This window comes from Paenarthrobacter sp. AT5, assembly GCF_032764245.1.
GTDB lineage: Bacteria > Actinomycetota > Actinomycetes > Actinomycetales > Micrococcaceae > Arthrobacter > Arthrobacter ureafaciens.
Genome location: NZ_CP136441.1, coordinates 3,679,013 through 3,697,681, shown reverse-complemented (window position 1 = coordinate 3,697,681; position 18,669 = coordinate 3,679,013). Strand labels below are relative to the sequence as shown.

The 18,669-nt window shown below is 63.2% G+C and carries 13 protein-coding genes; 8 read left to right on the top strand and 5 right to left on the bottom strand.

Annotation, left to right across the window (positions count from 1 at the left end):
• Window positions 1-119 precede the first annotated feature (119 nt).
• Window positions 120-1,763 carry an ATP-binding protein gene (locus RI444_RS17135; protein ID WP_207605606.1) on the bottom strand — a complete coding sequence of 548 codons (1,644 nt, stop codon included), beginning with the start codon at window positions 1,761-1,763 and terminating at the stop codon, window positions 120-122.
• 197 nt (window positions 1,764-1,960) lie between these two features.
• Between RI444_RS17135 and RI444_RS17130 the strand changes: the two genes are divergently transcribed.
• From RI444_RS17130 to RI444_RS17120, 3 genes are all read left to right on the top strand, one after another.
• Window positions 1,961-2,344 carry an STAS/SEC14 domain-containing protein gene (locus RI444_RS17130; RefSeq protein WP_062097758.1) on the top strand — a complete coding sequence of 128 codons (384 nt, stop codon included), beginning with the start codon at window positions 1,961-1,963 and terminating at the stop codon, window positions 2,342-2,344.
• Window positions 2,345-2,363: 19 nt separating this feature from the next.
• Entirely contained in the window at window positions 2,364-3,176 is an 813-nt protein-coding gene (locus RI444_RS17125) for a class I SAM-dependent methyltransferase (protein WP_207605607.1), read from the top strand.
• A 137-nt stretch (window positions 3,177-3,313) separates the two neighbouring features.
• Window positions 3,314-4,600, top strand: a complete 1,287-nt coding sequence (locus RI444_RS17120; protein WP_062095146.1) for a DDE-type integrase/transposase/recombinase — start codon at window positions 3,314-3,316, stop codon at window positions 4,598-4,600.
• Between the two features lie 108 nt (window positions 4,601-4,708).
• On the opposite strand, the gene RI444_RS17115 is transcribed toward RI444_RS17120, so the two are convergent.
• The 4 genes from RI444_RS17115 to RI444_RS17100 form a co-directional block, all read right to left on the bottom strand.
• Entirely contained in the window at window positions 4,709-6,928 is a 2,220-nt protein-coding gene (locus tag RI444_RS17115; RefSeq protein WP_207605608.1) for a S9 family peptidase, read from the bottom strand.
• Window positions 6,929-7,000: 72 nt separating this feature from the next.
• The gene (locus tag RI444_RS17110) at window positions 7,001-7,921 is read right to left on the bottom strand and encodes a GGDEF domain-containing protein (protein ID WP_207605609.1); all 921 of its coding nucleotides are present in this window, start codon (window positions 7,919-7,921) and stop codon (window positions 7,001-7,003) included.
• Window positions 7,918-11,229 (bottom strand): response regulator, encoded by a 3,312-nt coding sequence (locus RI444_RS17105; protein WP_242703218.1) that lies wholly within the window; start codon window positions 11,227-11,229, stop codon window positions 7,918-7,920. Before RI444_RS17105 ends, RI444_RS17110 begins: the two co-directional genes overlap by 4 nt.
• Before the next feature lie 215 nt (window positions 11,230-11,444).
• On the bottom strand, window positions 11,445-13,013 hold the full coding sequence (locus tag RI444_RS17100) for a chitinase (RefSeq protein WP_069695869.1): 1,569 nt from the start codon (window positions 13,011-13,013) through the stop codon (window positions 11,445-11,447).
• 219 nt (window positions 13,014-13,232) lie between these two features.
• Between RI444_RS17100 and RI444_RS17095 the strand changes: the two genes are divergently transcribed.
• The 5 genes from RI444_RS17095 (at window position 13,233) to paaD (ending at window position 18,665) form a co-directional block, all read left to right on the top strand.
• On the top strand, window positions 13,233-15,644 hold the full coding sequence (locus RI444_RS17095; protein ID WP_207605611.1) for a glycosyltransferase family 2 protein: 2,412 nt from the start codon (window positions 13,233-13,235) through the stop codon (window positions 15,642-15,644).
• Between the two features lie 243 nt (window positions 15,645-15,887).
• Window positions 15,888-16,883, top strand: coding sequence for a 1,2-phenylacetyl-CoA epoxidase subunit PaaA (gene paaA, locus RI444_RS17090; RefSeq protein ID WP_021473882.1), 996 nt, complete (start codon window positions 15,888-15,890; stop codon window positions 16,881-16,883).
• Window positions 16,880-17,182 carry a 1,2-phenylacetyl-CoA epoxidase subunit PaaB gene (gene paaB / locus RI444_RS17085; RefSeq protein WP_021473883.1) on the top strand — a complete coding sequence of 101 codons (303 nt, stop codon included), beginning with the start codon at window positions 16,880-16,882 and terminating at the stop codon, window positions 17,180-17,182. The genes paaA and paaB overlap by 4 nt, the downstream gene beginning before the upstream one ends.
• Window positions 17,179-18,096: a 1,2-phenylacetyl-CoA epoxidase subunit PaaC gene (paaC, locus tag RI444_RS17080; RefSeq protein WP_207605612.1), complete on the top strand. Its 918-nt coding sequence runs from the start codon at window positions 17,179-17,181 to the stop codon at window positions 18,094-18,096. The genes paaB and paaC overlap by 4 nt, the downstream gene beginning before the upstream one ends.
• Before the next feature lie 5 nt (window positions 18,097-18,101).
• Window positions 18,102-18,665: a 1,2-phenylacetyl-CoA epoxidase subunit PaaD gene (gene paaD / locus RI444_RS17075; RefSeq protein WP_207605613.1), complete on the top strand. Its 564-nt coding sequence runs from the start codon at window positions 18,102-18,104 to the stop codon at window positions 18,663-18,665.
• Window positions 18,666-18,669: the final 4 nt, after the last annotated feature.

The following is an 18,669-nucleotide window of genomic DNA, read 5'->3' as shown; positions in this document are numbered from 1 at the left end:
GTTTCGATATGTGTCGCGGATTAGTGACCCTCGCCGTCAGGACCGGCCGGAGTGCTTGACTGCGCTGTCACACGCCGAAGCGGGGGTAAAAACCGACGACGGCGACACCCGCCTGTTGCTTACGGCCCGCCGACAGGGAGCTCAATGGACACCGTGGTCCCTGCCCCCAGGGTGGAATCAAGGTTCAGCCGCCCCATGTGCCTGCTGATGATGTCGTGCGCGATCGCCAGGCCCAGCCCGCTGCCGGGTACGGCCGCCGATGTTGCGTTTGATGCCCGGTAGAAGCGGGTGAAGATGTGGGGCAGGTCGTGTTCAGGGATGCCAAGGCCCGTGTCCGCTACGCGCACCAGTGCCGCGTGTCCGCCGTCGTCCGTTTCCTCCAGGACGCTGGTAATCCCGACCCGGCCACCCTCCGGGGTGAACTTGATGGCGTTGGCCACGATGTTGGTGAAGACCTGCTCGAGTTTGGCTTCGTCGGCGGTGACCTCGATGTCTTCGGAGGCTTCAACGTAGGAGATGTCCACGTGCCGGGACTCAGCCAGGGGCCGGAGCGTGGCGACAACAACCTGCAGCAGTTTGTCCACATCCACGGGTTTGAGGTCCAGGTTGCTGCCGTCCTGCATGGAGACCGTCAGCATGTCTTCAATCAGCCGCCGCAGCCGGTCCGAGTTCCGGGCAATGACGTCCAGCATCTTCTTGATGCCGTCGGGGACCGGGCCGCCTGAGCCGTCGCGGATCATGTCCAGGTAGGCGGTGATGGACGTCAGGGGAGTCCGGAGTTCGTGGTTGACGGTGGCCAGGAAGTCCGTCTTGGCCTTGTCCAGCTGCCTCAGCTGCTGCAGGACCCGTTGCTGGGCGCTGATGAGGTGGCCCTGGATGAGTCCGTGGGCAACGTTCCCGGCCACGTGCTGCATCAGTGAGAGTTCGGGGCGGGTCCAGTCATGGATCCGGTTCTCGGTGCACAGGAGGACCACGCCCAGCGCCGAGGCGCCTTCGCCAACAGGGAGGATGACCGTGGAGACGGGCTGCAGTTCCGGAGACCATTCGCGCAGGGCCTGGGTGATCCTGGAAGCGGGCTCCTCGCGGTGGTCCAGGACTGTCATGGCGTCCGCTTCGGTCCACAGGCGGTTGGATAGCTCTGCGATGGCGTTCTCGCTGTTGCCGAGCTTGGCGGGAAGCTGTTTGGTGCCGGGGGCGTTCCACTGTGCCCGGATGGAGGGGACGCGCTCGTCACGGAATGTGGCGAACCAGACGTGGTCCACGCCCAACGCTTCGCCGAAACCCCGGACTACGTGGTCGGCAATGAGCTGGGGGTCGTTGGTTTCACGGATCGCGGCGGACACGTTGCGCAGGCTTTCCCGCAGGGCCTCCATGTGGTTGCGCGAGCGGGAGCGTTCCCTGGACCTGCCGATGAGGGTGTTGACCCTGTGAACCAGCTCGTCCGGACGGACGGGGTTGATGACGTAATCCACCACCCGCCACGCTTCTGCTTCCTCGAGGTCCACGGAATCCCCGGCGTTCAGCAGCAGCAGGACGGGGATCCCGGGACTGCGCAGTCCGTGGGCGAGGGCGTTCTCCACCACCACGATCGAGGGGTGGTTGTGTTCGAGGCTGATGGCCAGTGAATCAGGGTTTGAAGCAGGGAAAACCTGGAAGCCGGCAGCGGTGAGGGCGGCCGACGTCGTCGTCAACCGTTCCACGTCCGAATCCAGCACCACGGCCGTGAGCGGAACGTGCTGTACTTCGGCTCCGTTGTGAACCACTGAGCCCCTTCCGTTACAACTTTTGTTCCACGGTTTTACCAGATGTTGCACACCTTATCAGCGCATCCGCAGGTCACGGCCCGGCATGGCCAAATGGGTCGCGTCACGCCTCTTTACATTGGGCACGCGCTCGGCAAGTGTTGGTGTGTCGGGGGAGGAACCAGCGGTGCCCCGGTTACGAAACGTCGAGGAGCACGGTGGAGCAGGCAGCAGCATCCCAGGATTACCAGCCGGTTGATTTTGAACTTGAGTTGGAGGAACCGGGCATTCTCCGGCTGACGTGGCCCCGGGGAGCGAGCATCAAGGAACGGGACGCCCAGCGCGCCATGGACCGCGTGAATGAAATTTGCGGCAAGGACCGGCATCCGATGATCGTGGACATGGCCACCACCAACGATGTCACCCGCGGTGCCAGGTCCGTCTTCGCGAAACCGTGCCAGGCCTCGCGCATCGCATTGTGGGGGTCGTCGCCGGTGGACAGGGTAATCGCCAATTTTTTCATCGGCATCATGAAGCCCCCGTGCCCCACCAAATTTTTCACGGACGAAACAGAAGCCCTCAACTGGCTGATCAACGCGTAGGCGCCCATATATTGGAAGGATGCTGACTGCTTTCCGCAAGTACCTGTTGGTTCCGCGCCTCATCCGGCTGTCCTCCGGGGCGCCCAAGGACCCGCAGACCGCATGGGACCAATACTGGGGCAAGGTACGTTCCACGGGAGCCGACGGCGATGTCCTCTGGGATTCAGGCAACAGCCATGAGGCCGAGAGCTACCTGCCCAAACTTGCCTTGCTGGATGCGGACCTTCCGTTGGTGGACGTCGGCTGCGGCAACGGCAGCTTCACCCGCCACTTCGCCCCGCATTTCCCGCACGCTGTGGGCGTGGACTACTCGGCAAACGCCGTTGAGCGGGCGCGGCGCGAATCGCATGAGTGGCCGACGACGTCGTTCGCCGTTGCGGACCTCACGGCGCCCGGCGCGTGGCGAACCGTAGGGACGGCGCTGGAAGAGGCGGGCTTCAGCGGAGACGCCAACGTGTTCATCCGCGGCGTGCTCCATGTCCTGGACCGGAAGGGCCGGGCTGCTTTGGCAGCGAACTTGCTGCCGGTCGTGGGCCGGCGAGGAACGGTGTTCCTCGCGGAAACCAATTTCCGCGGCACCCCCGTGGACTACGTCAGCCACCTTGGCGCGACGCGGCATTCCATTCCCGCGCCGCTGGAGTGGGCCATCCGTGGCCTTCCCATGCCCGGGCGCTTCGGTGCCGCTCAACGGCGCAAGGCGTTTCCGCCGTCGGACTGGGACCTGGTGGAGGAGGGTGCGACGAACATCGAAACCCGGCCACTCAGCAACCCCGGGCGGCCGGACGTCATCCCCGGTTATTTCGCCATCCTCCGCCCCCACCAACCCAACTAGGTCGCATTTGTGCGCGTTTTGACGGCTCTAAACGCGTGTGGAGTCTCATGACTTAATAGACAGTTCTGTCTCATGACTTCGTAGACACTCTGTCTCAGGACATCGTGGACACTTAGCTTGCGGGTTTGCTGCTATGCATGAGCAAACCCCAACCGGACATCAAGATCCGGCATGCTGTGGCAACGTGGTCCGAGGATTCGCCCAGAGGCGCGGTTACTGCGTTCTGCAGGAAGCACAATGTCTCCCGGGCCTGGTTCTACCGGGTCCGGGCGGCGGCTGCCGAGGTGGGGCCGGTGAAGGCATTGGAGAAAAAGCCCACGATTCCAAGAACCATGCCGGCCCTGACCCCACAGGCGATGATCGAGTTGCTGCTCGGTACCCGGGCGGAACTGCAGGAGAGCGGGCAGGACCACGGTCCGCTTTCTGTCATCGCGAAGCTCTCACGACAAGGCTTCACACCGCCCTCGCGTGCCACCGTGGCCAGGATCTTTTCCCGGGCCGGTGTCGTGATGCCCGAACCGCGGAAGAAGCCTCGAAGCGCCTACAAAAGGTTCGTCTATCCGCAACCCAACGCGTGCTGGCAAATCGACTCGACCGAATGGCAGCTCGCCAGCGGCAAGAAGGTAGCCATCTTCCAACTCATCGATGATCATTCGCGTTTGGCGCTGGCGTCCCTGGTCGCACCCGGCGAAACCAGCGCCGCCGCAATCGCCGTCGTTACCCAGGCCATCGAACGCCACGGAGCACCGCAGAAGTTCCTTTCCGACAACGGCTCGGCACTGAATCCCACCCGCCGCGGCCGCACCGGGGCCCTCGTGGAGTTCCTCAAAGCCAAAGGCATCGAACCGATAACGGGCAAACCCTACAAACCCACCACCCAAGGCAAGAACGAACGCTTCCACCAAACCCTGCACCGATACCTGCACAGGCAACTCCCGGCCCCTTCAATGGCTGCCCTGCAACTGCAGGTCGACGCTTTCGATCTCTACTACAACAACGAACGCGAACATCAAGGCCTACCCGCGGGAACGACGCCCTATGAGGCCTGGAACGCCACCCCGAAAACGCCCCCGCCAACCGTTCCTGAGCAAGTCACGCCCGCAACGGACAGGCAAAGCGCGCACCGAACAGTGAACCGGAACGGGTCCGTGACGATCCTAGGAACCCACTTCAAAATGGGCAAAGAACACACCGGCACCACCGTGCACATCATCTACGACGACACCACCATCATGTTCTTCGGAGCACAAGGCACCGAGATCATCACTCACCCCAGACCTCCGCACGGAACCACCTACGTCGGCAACGGAAAACCCTCAGGAGTCGTCGCAGACCCACAAGGCACCCGCAAGAAACGAACAAAGTACCCGCCCCGCAGAGGCCGACAAACAAAGTCCCAAGACGAAGTGTCCACACAGTCGTGAGACAACAACCGTCCACGAAGTCATGAGACATGAAGTGTCTACAAGGTCATGAGACATGACAACGGCTCTAAACGCGCACAAATGCGACCCAGTTGGGTGCGGGGAGCGTTACTTGAGGCCGGCCCCGGGGAGGAGTTCCGTCGCGCCGAGGGAGTCCGCCACGAACGCGTAGTCCCACGCACGCTCACGCCACTGGACGTACCTGCCGGAGGCTCCGCCGTGCCCGCCATCCATCTCGATCTTCATCACGATCGGCTCTGAACCCGTGGACGTCGACCGCAGCGCCTGCACCCACTTGGCCGGCTCCACGTACAGGACGCGGGTGTCGTTGAAAGAGGTCACGGCAGCGATCTTCGGGTAAGCCACGGACCGCACGTTCTCGTACGGTGTGTAGGACTTCATGTACGCGTAGGCCTCGGGGTCGGTGATCGGGTTGCCCCATTCTTCCCATTCCAGCGCGGACAGCGGGAGGTCCGGATCCAGGATGGTGGTCAACGCATCCACGAACGGCACCTGGGCCACCACGGCCGCGTACTTCTCCGGCGCCATGTTCGCGACGGCGCCCATGAGAAGGCCGCCCGCCGAGCCACCCATTGCGGCAATGCGGTCAGGGGCAACCCAACCGGAGGCAGCCAGCCAATCCGTGGCCGCGATGAAGTCTGTGAACGTGTTCTTCTTGGTGAGTTTCTTGCCGTCGTCGTACCAGTGCCGGCCCAGCTCTCCACCACCGCGGATGTGCGCAATCACCATGACGATCCCGCGGTCCAGCAGGGACAACCGCGCCACGCCGAATCCGGGATCCATGCTCACTTCGTACGAGCCGTACCCGTACACCAAGCCGGCGCCCGTCCCGTCCTGCTTGACCGAAACGTGCCGCAGCACGGACAGCGGGACCCGGGTGCCGTCGTCGGCGGTGGCCCACTCACGGGTGGCGACGTAGTCGGCGGCCGAGTAACCGCCCAGCACGGGGCTTTCCTTGCGCAGCAGCAGTTCACCGGCGGGAGCATCAGCCGTGGGCAGCACAAAGTCGTAAACCCGCGACGGCGTGAAGTAGGACGTGTAGCCGATCCGGATGACCGGAGCGTTGTAGTCGGAGCCGGAGACGCCCGCAGTGTAGAGCTCCTCGTCGAATTCCGGCTCCACCGGGGCAGCCTGCTGCGGCGTCCCCAGCCCGGCGAGCGGCAGGACCTGCACGCGTTCAATGGTGTCCTTCCGGATGGACAGCACCAGATGCGTGGCGGTCACGCCGGCGCCGTTGACGCGAACGTCGTCTGAATGTTCGACGACGGTACGCCAGTCCTGCCCGGACAGCGGCTTGGCCAGTTCTTCAGGATCAACCAGGCTCACCATCGAGTTGATGGCGTCCTTGTTGTGGGTGAGCAGGATGGTCTCGCGACCGTCCAGGAGGAAGGGCTCGGCCTCATAGAGGAGGCGCTCGTCACGGGAGATGACGGTGGTCAACCCGGCGTCGTAGTCGTCGAAGCGGAGCAGGCGGGTCTCGCTGTACTCCGAGCAGCCGATGTTGAGCACAAGGTGGCGTCGGTCAGAGGCGAGGTCGAAGCCCAACCACATGGCGACGTCGTCCTCCTGGTACACCACCTCATCCTCGGTGACGGGCGTCCCCAGGACGTGGGCCTTCACCTGGTAGGGGCGCCAGGATTCGTCCACCACCGTGTAGAAGAGGCGGGTTCCGTCGGGGGAGAAGGCCACGCCGTAGAAGACGTTCTCGATCACGTCCGGGAGGAGTTCGCCGGTGCGGAGGTCCTTGATGCGCAGCGTGAAGCGTTCGTCGCCGGCGTTGTCCACGGCGTAGGCGTAGAGGTTGCCGTCGATGGTGACGGCGGCACCGCCAACGCTGAAGAAGGGCTTGCCCTCGGCCTCGACGTTGCCGTCCAGGAGGATCTCCTCGCCGGCAAGGGAAACACCGGGTTCAACCGACGGCGGAGTCCAGTCCGCCACGCGGTCTCCCGTGTCCTGGGCGCGGACGCGGCACTGGATGGTGTACTCCTTGCCCTCCACGGAACGGCTGTAGTACCACCACCCGTCCTTGCGGCTGGGCACGGACAGGTCAGTTTCCTGGGTGCGGCCCTTGATCTCCTGGAAGATCGCTTCGCGCAACGGCTCCTGGTGTGCGGTCACAGCTTCCTGGTAGGCGTTCTCAGCCTTGAGGTGTTCAACCACCTCCGGGGATTCCTTGTCCCGGAGCCACTCGTAGTTGTCCACGAAGACGTCGCCGTGGTGTTCGCGACGGGTGGGGACACGCTTGGCAACAGGGGGTTGGGGTGAGGAAGCCGGGGCAGGAGCAGGCGCGGAAGAAGTGTGGCTCATGTGGCCACTCTATCGCCCAAGTAACTGGCAGTAGGGGTTGTTCTCAGCGCTCAGAACAACCCCTGCTGCCAGTCAGTTGGGGAAGGAACTACGGCTCGCTACCGTCACCCGGTTCCGGCCGGATGCCTTGGCTGCGTACAGGGCGAGGTCGGCATCCTTGAGGAGCTGCTCTGTGCCCGAACGGTGCCCCTCGGCATAGGAAGCCACTCCGGCGCTGATGGTGAGGACGCCGTCAGGATCACCCGTGTGCTCGATCTGCAGCGCGTGCACCGCCGAACGGATGCGCTCCATGACACCCTCAGCGCCGTCCGAGTCCTGCCCGTGCAGGAGCAGCAGGAACTCCTCGCCGCCGAACCTGTAAACGCCGTCGGTCTCCCGCACCGCCCCGGCAAGCGTCGAGGCGATGGCCACCAGCGCCGCATCACCGGCAGGGTGCCCGTACAGATCGTTGTAGCTCTTGAAGTTGTCCACATCCACCATCGCCAAGCAGAAATCGTGGGGCTCGGTCCGGTCCTGCAGCTCCGCGAGGTCCTCGGTGAGCTTGAGCCTGTTGTGCAGCTTGGTGAGGGGATCCGTGCGTGCCTGCTCGGTGAGCGCCGAACGGTAACGCGCGAGGTCCGCGTGCAGCGAGGTGATCCGTTGCGCGGCCAGCAGCCTGATCCGCAGGTTGAACGGGTCCAACGGCTTGGTGACGTAGTCGTCCGCACCGGCCTCCATGCCGGCCAGCACATCATCCCGGGAGCCGTGCGAGGTCACCAGGATCAGGTAAGTGTACGAGTCCTCTTCAGAGGAACGGATGGCCCGGCACAGGTCCAGGCCGTTCAAGCCCGGCATCATCAGGTCCGTCACTACAGCCCCGGGCTGGTGCACCTGATACAGCTCCCAGGCTTCGTCGCCGTCCACCGCCACCACGCAATCGTGCCCGGCCTGCTCCACGGCGGCTTTGGTGATCATCCGGGAAATCAGGTCATCGTCCGCGATCAGGACTTTCATGGGGCTCCCAACAACGTGCGCCCGAGTTCGTCTTCCGCCCGGGCCAATTCTGCTTTCAATTCCTCAAACACGGGACGGCCCATCGGCTCCAACGGGGCCGAGCCGGACCCGCCCAGCTGTTCCAACCGCTTGGACAACGCCGACGCCCCCACAGCACCAATGCTGCCCGCGGCACCGGCCAGCTTGTGCGCGGCTGATCGGAGAGCGCCGGCGTCATTGGTGGCCAGGGCCTGGTCCAGGACGCCGAGCGCCCGGCTCGCCTCATCCCGGAAGGCCGCGACGGCGTCGGGCAGCAGCCCGGGGCCGAGCTCGCGAAGCAATTGCACACGGTCCGGGTCAATGGCCGGAGCGGCGCTCGCCGGGGATGTAGCGCTCGCTTGGGATGTAGCGCCCGACGGCGTTGCTGCCGCCGGCTGCTGCGGGTCGCCGGCCAAGGCCTGCGGCACCCACTTGGCCAGGGTCTGCCCGAGCGTGTCCACGTCCACGGGCTTGCTGATGTAGTCGTCCATGCCCGCGGCGAAACAGCGCTCGCGGTCCTCATCCAAGGCCCCGGCAGTCATGGCGATGATGGGAACGCGTCGGCCGGCGGCGTCGCGGGCCCTGATGGTGCGGGTTGCTTCGAATCCATCCATGACCGGCATGTGGCAGTCCATGAGGATGGCTGCGTAGTCCTGGGTGAGGGTGGCAGCAACGGCTTGTTCGCCGTCGTCGACGATGTCTACCTCGTAACCCAAACGGTTCGCCATGCCGCGGGCCACCAGCTGGTTGACCTCGTTGTCTTCGGCCACCAGGAGCCTGCCAAGGCTCCCGGCCGCCGGCCTGGGAGAAGCGGCCTTCGCGGGTGCCGGGCCTGGAGTCTTCCCGGCAATGAGCCGGAGCAGCCGGTTGTAGAACTCGGAGCTCCGGACCGGCTTGGTGAGGTATTCGCGGATGCCTGCGGAGGTGAGTTCGGCTTTCTCCACGCCCATGGTGGAGGTCAGCAGGATGATGCCCGGAGCGTGTGTGCCGTTGCCTTCCGACGTGAGTTGGCGGGCGAGCTGCAGGCCGTTGGTGTCCGGCATGCACATGTCCACCACTGCGAGGTCGTAGGGTGAATGGGCATTGGCCGCCGCGCGGTATTGTTCCAAAGCGGTCCTGGCGTCCGGCACAGCTACAGGGACCATGCCCCAACTGGCCAGCTGGTTCTCCAGGACCAGGCGGTTGGTGGAGTTGTCGTCCACCACCAGGACCCGGCGGCCTGCCAACGATGCCGGAACCGCCGCCGTGTCCGCGGGGACCGGGCCGATCGGCAGCTCCAGCTCGAACCAGAACCGGCTGCCGGCGCCCTCCTCGCTGGCCAGGCCGATTTCACCGCCCATGACTTCCGTGAGCCGCCGGGAAATGGCCAGCCCCAGGCCGGTTCCGCCGTAGCGGCGCGTGGTGGACGCATCCGCCTGGGCGAAGGATTCGAAAAGCCGTTGGTGGTCCGCTTCGCTGATGCCGATTCCGGTGTCCCGGACTTGGAAGCGCAGGGACGCTTTGCCGTCGTGCTCCTTTAGGAGGGACACCTGGATCTCCACCTCACCGGAGGGGGTGAACTTCACGGCGTTGGAGGCAAGGTTCAGCAGGATCTGGCGGATGCGTCCGGAGTCGCCCATGAGCCGTGGCGGGACGTCCGGATGGCAGTAGGAGATGAGTTCCAGGTCCTTGCTCTGCGCCGCTTCGGCAACGAGTCCGGCCACCTCTTCCACCAGTGCCCGCGGATCGAACGCGGTGACGTCCAGGTCCACTTTGCCGGCTTCCAGCTTGGAGAAATCAAGGATGTCGTTGATGAGGGTGAGGAGGACCTCTCCGGCACCTTTCACGCCCTGTGCGTATTGGCGTTGGGCTTCGTTCAACTCGGTGTCCATCAGGAGGGACGTCAGCCCGATGACGGCGTTGAGCGGCGTGCGGATCTCGTGGCTCATGGTGGCGAGGAACTCGGACTTCAAGCGGCTGGCTTCCAACGCCGTCTCACGTGCACACAAGAGCTCGGCTTCGGCGGCCCTGCGTTCGGTGATGTCCCGGGAGATGGTGGCGGCGCCCCTGATCCCCGTGGCACTGCGGACAGGGGACATCGTGATGGAGACGGGAACAAGCGTCCCGTCCGAACGCCGCCGGGTGGATTCGTAGTTCTGCACTGTGCCTTGCGCCGCCGTGATGGCGAGGGCCTCGGCTTCCTCCTGGCGGAGTTCGGCGGGGATGAAGAAATCGTTCTTCCTGCCGATGGTTTCCGACGCCGGATAGCCGTAGATGCGCTCGGCGCCCGGGTTCCAGCTGGTGATGGTGCCGTCAGGGTCCTTGCCGATAATCGCGTCGCCGGAGGAGTTGACGATCGCCCCCAGCCCTTCCAGTTCGGCGGTGCGTTCGGCAACTTTGCTTTCGAGCTCACTGGTGAGCGTGACGTTCTCGACGACGATCAGCACCTGGCGCACGATGACGAAACTAATAGTCACCAAACCAGTGATGACCAGGATCGGCTCAAAACCGATGGCCCTGCTCCTGGAGAAGAACACGGCACTGAAAACCGGCAGGTAGGGGAGCAGTTCCAGCATCGCCGCGTAGGCGCGGCCGTCCTTGCGCACCTTGTCCGACGCCGGAACAAGGGGGCTGAGGGCAATCAACAGCAGGGCGGTCACCCAGCCGAAAACCAAGGGCGAGCCCGTGACGCCGGTGACGCCTTCAAGGGTGAAGCGCACATAGATCAGGTCCGTGCCGGCGAGGATCCAGAAGCCCACCCCGAGGCAAAGCCACGGCAGCCGCCTTCCGCGCACCGCCCGCATGGTCAGGACGATGACCACGGTCACCATGAACACGTCCGCTATGGGGTAAGCCATCTGGGTGGCCTGGGCGAAGGGGTCCTGGTTCGGAATTCCTGCCAAAGGTCCCAGGACGGCACTCCACGCTATGAAGAACGTGGAGCTTGCCACCACGCCGGCATCCAGGATGGTCCGTTTGAGGGAGAGCCGCCGGCCCTTCCCCCTCAACAGCAGGGTCAGCCCAATGGCTGCGGGCAGCGCGTACCCGATGAAGCCGATGTCGGCGATGGAGGGGAAAGGGTAATCGTGGTTAAGCGTGACGCCGTTGACGGTCCAGATGAGCTGGCCGGCAGTCCACAAAGCCAGCCCGGCAACAACGAACCACCGGCCCGTGGCGTGGCCCCGGCGTCGCACGGCCGCCAGGGTGTGGGCAGTCAGGGCAGTAAGTGCGGCAGTCAGTATTGCCAGGTCGCCCAGCAATTGCGCCGTGGGAGAACCGATGCCGCTGGCGAGACCGGCCGACAGGAGCACAAAGCATAAAGCTGCGGCCGTCGAGAAGAGCCGGATTGTTCGTGCGGTTACTCTGCGCGGTGGCAGAACTCCTTGCTTCACTCCTGCCACCGAACCCCTGCCTTCAACCGTGGCCCCACCCAAAAGCGAACAATGCGCGTACAGTCCGTTGCGCTGTGGTGATCATACGTGGGTGGGCCAGCTTCTTGTGGGAATATGCGTCAAGATGTTCCCGCCTACTTGGGTGTTGGCGTTCCCTGCAGCAACTTGGCTAGCTCAGCGTTGGACAGCTTGGCCCACGCTGTCTCGGAGGACCCCTGCAATGCCGCCTCCGGGCTTTGAGTTTGCACCCACCATTTGGCCTCGAACACGTATGGGCCAAACATCACGCGATCGCCCTTCTTGTACACGGTTTCGGCCGACCATACAGGGTAGGTGCCGGCAGGAGCTGTGACCTCTGGTTGCGGGCGATCCCCCGGGAGGACGGGGCCGATCAGCTGCCAGGGAGCTGCCGTGCCGGCAGCTACGGGGTTGTTGGGGACATCGTTCTTGGTCCACCACTTCGCTTCATACACATTGCCGTGCCACACTGTGCGGTCCGACTTTACGTAGGCGTTGGTAGGTGACCAGATGGGGTACGGGCTGGTGGCGGGATCGTCGACGACGGGCGCTGCGGTTGTAGTGGTTGTCGGCTCCGGAGCGGGTGACGTTGCGGTGCTGACGGAATCCCGTTCCGCGCCAAGGATGCTCGAGAACAAGCCACCTGACTGCGCCACGCCGCTGCAGGCATCTGAGACCACCGTCAGCGTGGGGTAGTTCGGTCCGCATTCGACATCCCTGTTCAGGGACCACATGGACATACGCCCTACGCCTTTGCTTTCCGCGAAGTCGTGCAGGCCCTCCGCGTCGGCGACGGTGAAGACGTCGGCCACAATGTCATTTTGGCCGATCATGGGGGTAAGGCCGATCTTGCGCCACAGGGTTTGCGCACCAAGGTCTTGGTTGACCGACGAATAGATTTCTCCCAGTTGGGAGTGGGTTGCCTCTGCTGCGGCAATTGACGCCTGCAGCATGGTTTGCCCTGCGACGCGGCTGGCACCGTAGTCCATGGTCATGACGTTGACGCCCGCAAGGTCGACGCCGGCTGACAGCATCTGCTTGACGGCGGATGTCCCCTCGGCCGTCAGTCCCGTAGGAGCCACAGGGAGCGTCAACCATACGGAGAGGTCCTGGGCGTTTTCCCGGCGTTCCTTCTGGAGTTCGCTGATCACTTTGGCCTGCCGCGTGAGTGCATCGACGTCGGATAGTGCGGCTCCTTCGATATCCAGGTCGATGGACGTCAACTCGTATCGGTCCACTACTTGTGCATAAGCGGCCTTTAGCCGGGCGGCGTCCCTGCATGCCGTCGCCAGTTCCTTGTTCGACAAACCGCCGAACGAGACGGCTACGCTGCCTCCGGCCTGGCGCAACCTTGCAATACGGCGATCCAGGTCCAGGTCTTCCCCTGCCGCATCAAGGCTGTAGAACGTACCCCACGACGGCGTGCAGCCATCCTTCGGGTCGGCGACGATGAACGAGAGGACCACTGATTTGGTGCTCGCCGTCGATGCCTGCTCGAAGGCATACCTCGGGGTCGCCGTGACGTCGACATACCCCGCGAAAGTGGATGGTGAAGCAGCGGCGGCCCGGGCATCGGAATAGTTGTGCCACGTGGTGATGCCGGCAGCTACCAGCCCTCCAATGACGAGCGATAAAACGGAGAGCCGAAGGATGGACAGTTTCCGTCCAGGGAAGTATTTCGACATGGATCACCCAACGTTGACACTGAAGTTTGATGCGAAGCAGGGGCAAATGAATACCGTGAGGTTCCTAATAAGACCTCGATTGTCAAGCCTTAAAGACAGGAATCGACACGGCGCAAACCTCCATTAGTATAAGGGGTAAATCGATGTGACTTGACAAACGGACGATCACGTCTTTCCGGATAGCTGGCCTTGGCCTTGCATGCAATCTGATGGGGAACTATGACGGACCAACTGGTGGATTCACCTGACCTTGTGCCTAATTCGGGCACGGCTATCGATGAGCCATCGGAGGCTAAGGGGCGCAAACGCCAATGGGGATCGGAGCGCCGTTCCGAGCCGCTCCCGATTGTTCACCCAAAGCCTTCCGCCCGGAAGATCGTGCTGGGCCGGCTTGCCATTTTGGCCACTGTGGGCGCGTGGATGTATTACGTCGTTTCCACCATCATCCGCGAGTTCATTAATAACCCGAATCCTGGTTTCCGTTTCACCATCGAGTCCGTTTCCTATGTGGTGGTAGTAACTTTCCTGACGTTCTCGGCCCTGATGTACCTGATGGCCAGGCAGGGCGCCCTCTACCGCTTCAGGGAACACCGCAGGGTCCCGCGGGGTGAACTGGACAATCACTTTGCCGATTACCAGCACGGCATCACGGTGCTCGTACCTTCTTACGCCGAAGAGCCGGGGGTAGTGAGGGCCACGTTGTGGTCGGCAGCCCTGCAGGAATTCCCTGACTTGCGTGTGGTTCTGCTGCTGGACGATCCGCCCAACCCCACTGACCCGGAAAAGGCCCGGCGTCTTGATGAGACAAGGGCGTTGGCCGGCCAGATTGAGAGGGCGCTATCTGCACCAGCTGCCCGGGCCAACAGTGCCTTGGCGGCTTACCGCGCCCGCAGGAACGGGCCGGTCGATCCGGCTGCCGGCAGTGCGTCTCCTGCAACCAAGAAGACAGGGAAGCAAAAGGGCGCACAACAAAAGCTCCGGGACCTCGATGAGCTGGACTTGCTCATTGCCGAATACGAGGCTGCAGCCGAATGGTTGGAAGCCATGGCGGAGGCAGAGTCAGTCCACGACCATGTGGACGAGTTCTTTGTGGACCTTGTGATCATGGGCCTGGCGCGCGAATTGCGCTTGGTGCTCCTGGCCCTGACATCGGCAAAGGCCCAGGGAGCCCTGCCCGCACCTGAGCGAATGGAGCAGCTGTACCTCAGGCTCACATGGATATTCAATGGCCGCTTGGAGTCGTTCGAGCGCAAGCGTTATGCGAGCCTTTCCCATGAAGCCAACAAGGCCATGAACCTGAATGCCTACATTTCCCTCATGGGTCAGCGTTGGCGGAAGGAAGAAGCGGGCGGAGCCACATTGCTGCGTCCTGCTACTACGCCGCATGAAGATGACCTTGTGGTACCGGACAGCACCTATTTGCTGACCCTTGACGCCGATTCCCTGCTGCTCCGGGATTATTGCCTCCGATTGGTGTATTTTCTCGAATCGGCAGGAAATGAACGTGTAGCTGTAACCCAAACTCCTTATTCGTCGTTCCGTGGAGCTCCAACGCGAATTGAGCGAATTGCGGGCGCCACAACAGATATCCAACACATCCTCCACCAAGGAATGTCCTATTACGGGGCAACTTTTTGGGTGGGAGCCAACGCCATTATCCGCAAACGCGCGTTGGAAGACATCGTGGAAGTGGAGACGGTTGGCGGCTTCGAGGTGCGTACCTACATCCAGGACCGCACTGTCATTGAAGATACGGAGTCGAGCATCGACTTGGGCGCCCACGGGTGGACCTTGGTCAATTATCCGGAGCGCTTGAGCTACAGCGCTACACCGCCGGATTTTGGTTCCCTGGTAGTGCAGCGGCGGCGCTGGGCCAATGGAGGCTTGCTGATCCTGCCCAAGCTGTGGAACCAACTGTCGCAGCGGCGACTCCAACGCGAGAGGATCCTCATTCGGGAAGTCCTCTTGAGGGTGAACTACATGGCCTCTATCTGCTGGGCCAGTTTTGGGCTCCTGTTCCTGCTGGCCTATCCCTATGACAGTCGCTTGCTCAGCCCTGCTGTGTTTGTTGCCGCACTTCCGTACTTCCTCTGCATGGGATCCGATCTTCGCGACTGCGGGCACCGGTTCAGTGACATCTTCAGGATTTACGGTTTCAACCTCATCCTCTTGCCGGTGAACCTGGCCGGCGTGCTCAAGTCGTTGCAGCAGGGCCTGACGGGGGACAAGATTCCGTTCGTCCGCACGCCCAAGGTCAAGAACCGCACCGCAGCCCCGGCCATCTACGTCCTGATCCCATACCTCATTGTTGCCTTTTCCCTGTTGACCATCTGGCGGGACTGGCAGCAGGGAAACTGGGGCAATGTTGCGTTCGCTACGCTGAATGCGGTGCTGGCCATGACGTGTATCCAGGCCTACATAGGGCTCTGGAACTCGGTGGTGGATATCTCCTTGGGTGCACTCAACTGGCTTTACGTCAGTCCGAAGTCGAAAGCAGGCAAGGAGCCGGTGGTGGTCCCCAAGTCGGCGGAGGAAGTGGATTGGGAGTCGATCCTGTATCACGGTGACCGCAGGCTCAACCGAGACCTCCGCGGCGGAACTGATCGTCGTCGCCGCATCTCACTGCGATAGCCTTCCAGCAGCCCGGGCCCGGCACATGCCGGTCCCGGGCTTTTTCGTGCCCGCTGACGAAAATTTGCTGGATCATTCGGTCCGGCACGGGCTGGTTCCTTGGATTCCCGGGCTTCGCCTCAGCCAAGCCGCGGATGATCCAGCAAATTCAGGGCGAGCCCCACGAAGGCGGCCAAAAGCTTGACTGAAAACCTCCCCTCCGCATATTCTGAACGAACGGTCGGTAATTTATTAGGAGCAACCATGGCAACGCAGAATCTGCAGTCTGTGCCCGTTGAGCTGTCCCCGGAGGAGCAGGAACGGGAGGCGGCTGGTCAGGCGTACTTTGACCGCATTATCTCGGAGGACTCGCGCATTGAACCGCGGGACTGGATGCCGGCGGCTTACCGCAAGACTTTGCTGCGCCAGATCTCGCAGCACGCGCACTCGGAAATCATCGGCATGCAGCCGGAAGCCAACTGGATCACCAGGGCACCGAGCCTGAAGCGCAAGTCCATCCTCATGGCCAAGGTCCAGGACGAAGCCGGCCACGGCCTCTACCTGTACTCGGCTGCCGAGACCCTGGGCCAGTCCCGGGACAAGATGACGGAGGACCTCATTGCGGGCAAGGCCCGGTACTCGTCCATCTTCAATTACCCCACGCTTTCCTGGGCGGACATGGGTGCTATCGGCTGGCTGGTTGACGGCGCAGCCATCTGCAACCAGGTTCCCCTCTGCCGTGCATCCTACGGTCCTTACGGCCGCGCAATGGTGCGCATCTGTAAGGAAGAGTCCTTCCACCAACGCCAGGGTTTCGAGATCCTGCTGGAACTCTCCAACGGAACGCCGGCGCAGAAGCAGATGGCACAGGACGCCGTGAACCGCTGGTACGCGCCGTCGCTGATGATGTTCGGCCCGCCGGATGACGATTCACCCAACTCCAAGCAGTCCATGGCGTGGAACATCAAGCGGTTCAGCAATGACGAGCTGCGCAGCCGGTTCGTCGGCATGATGGTGGAGCAGGTCAAGGTCCTCGGCCTGACCCTCCCGGACAAGGACATCCGTTTCAACGAAGAAACCAAGAAGTGGGAACACGGACCCCTGGACTGGAATGAGTTCAAGGAAGTCCTGGCCGGCCGCGGTCCCTGCAACTCGCAGCGCATTGAGCGCCGCCGTGAGGCACACGAAAACGGTGCCTGGGTTCGGGAAGCTGCCGCAGCCTACGCCCGCAAGCAAGCACAGAAGGAACACGCAGCATGAGCAACCAGCAGCCTGAAGAAACCCCCTGGTCCCTCTGGGAGGTCTTTGTCCGGTCCAGCCGCGGCCTGTCCCACGTGCATGCAGGTTCCTTGCACGCACCGGATGCCGCCATGGCCCTCCGCAACGCCCGCGATCTGTACACCCGCCGCAACGAGGGCGTGTCCATCTGGGTTGTTCCGGCTGAGGCAATTGCCGCCAGCGATCCCGATTCCAAGGGCTCGTTCTTCGAATCCCCGCAGGGCAAGGATTACCGCCATGCGACGTACTACACCAAGAGTGAAGGCGTGAAGCACCTGTGACTGACAAAGCAACTGACTTCGCCATCGAAGGCCACGGCGATATCTCCGTGGGCGTCTCGGGTGCGGGTGCGTCCGGTGACGGTTCGGCCAGTGCCACCCGTATCACCCCGGGCAATGCACTGCGTCCCGAGGACATCGCCCTTGAGGTCCGCCGCGGGGAAGTAAAGCCCAGCGAAGATATGGCCGAGTACGCGCTGCGCCTGGGTGATGACGGGCTGATCCTCGCCCAGCGCCTGGGCCACTGGATTTCCCGCGCTCCCGAGCTCGAGGAAGACATCGCGCTTGGCAACATCGCACTGGACCAGTTGGGCCACGCACGGTCCTTCCTGACTTATGCCGGTGCCGCTTGGGACAAGTCGGAAGACGACCTCGCGTACTTCCGCCGCGAGCACGAGTTCCGTTCGGCGCACCTCTTCGAGCAGCCCAACGGCGACTTCGCTGTGACCATCGCACGCCAGTTCATTGTGAGCTTCTACCAGTACCAGCTCTACACGGCGCTCACCGCGTCCACGGATGCCACCATCGCAGCCATTTCCGCGAAGGCCGTGAAAGAAGTTGACTACCACCGCGACCACAGCGCCCAGTGGGTGCTGCGCCTGGCCGGTGGCACGGATGAGTCGCGCGAGCGCATGATCAAGGGCCTGACCCTCGTGTGGCCGTACGTTGACGAACTCTTCGAAGACGATGAGCTCACCACCCGCCTCGCCGAAGCCGGCGTGGCGGTCCAGCCGTCCAGCCTGCGGGCAGAGTTCGACCGCCTGGCCGGGGAGATCCTGGCCGAGGCCGAGCTGGAGATCCCGGCTGTTCCGCAGGCTCCGGGGGGCGGCCGTCGCGGCAAGCACTCCGAGCACATGGGCTACATCCTGGCCGAGATGCAGGTCCTGGCCCGCGAACACCCCGGCGCGAGCTGGTGACCATCATGGCCACGGTAAGCACCTTGACCGCCGCGGAACAGCAGGCGTGGGACATCGCGTCCACCGTCTGCGATCCGGAGATCCCGGTCCTCACCATTGAGGACTTGGGGATCCTGCGCGGCGTGCGCGTTGTCGAGTCGTCGGATGCAGCCGCTTCGGAAGACGGGCACGACGGCGGCCCGGCGGCTTCCGCCGTCGAGGTCACCATCACGCCCACGTACTCGGGCTGCCCGGCCATGGACGCCATTGGCGACGACCTGCGGAAGGCTTTCGAGAAGGAAGGCTACGCAAGCGTCGAGATCAACCTGGTCCTGTCCCCGGCTTGGACCACTGACTGGATGACCGAGTCCGGCAAGGCGAAGCTCGAGGAGTACGGCATTGCGCCGCCGTCGGGCCGGTCCGCTGCCGGTGGCCATTCCGGTCCTGTCCGTTTGAACCTGGCCGTGAAATGCCCGCAGTGTTCATCGTTGAACACCAAGGAACTCACCCGCTTCGGTTCCACGTCCTGCAAGGCGCTGTTTGTCTGCCAGGACTGCAAGGAACCGTTCGACTACTTCAAAGTCTTGTAAGGAA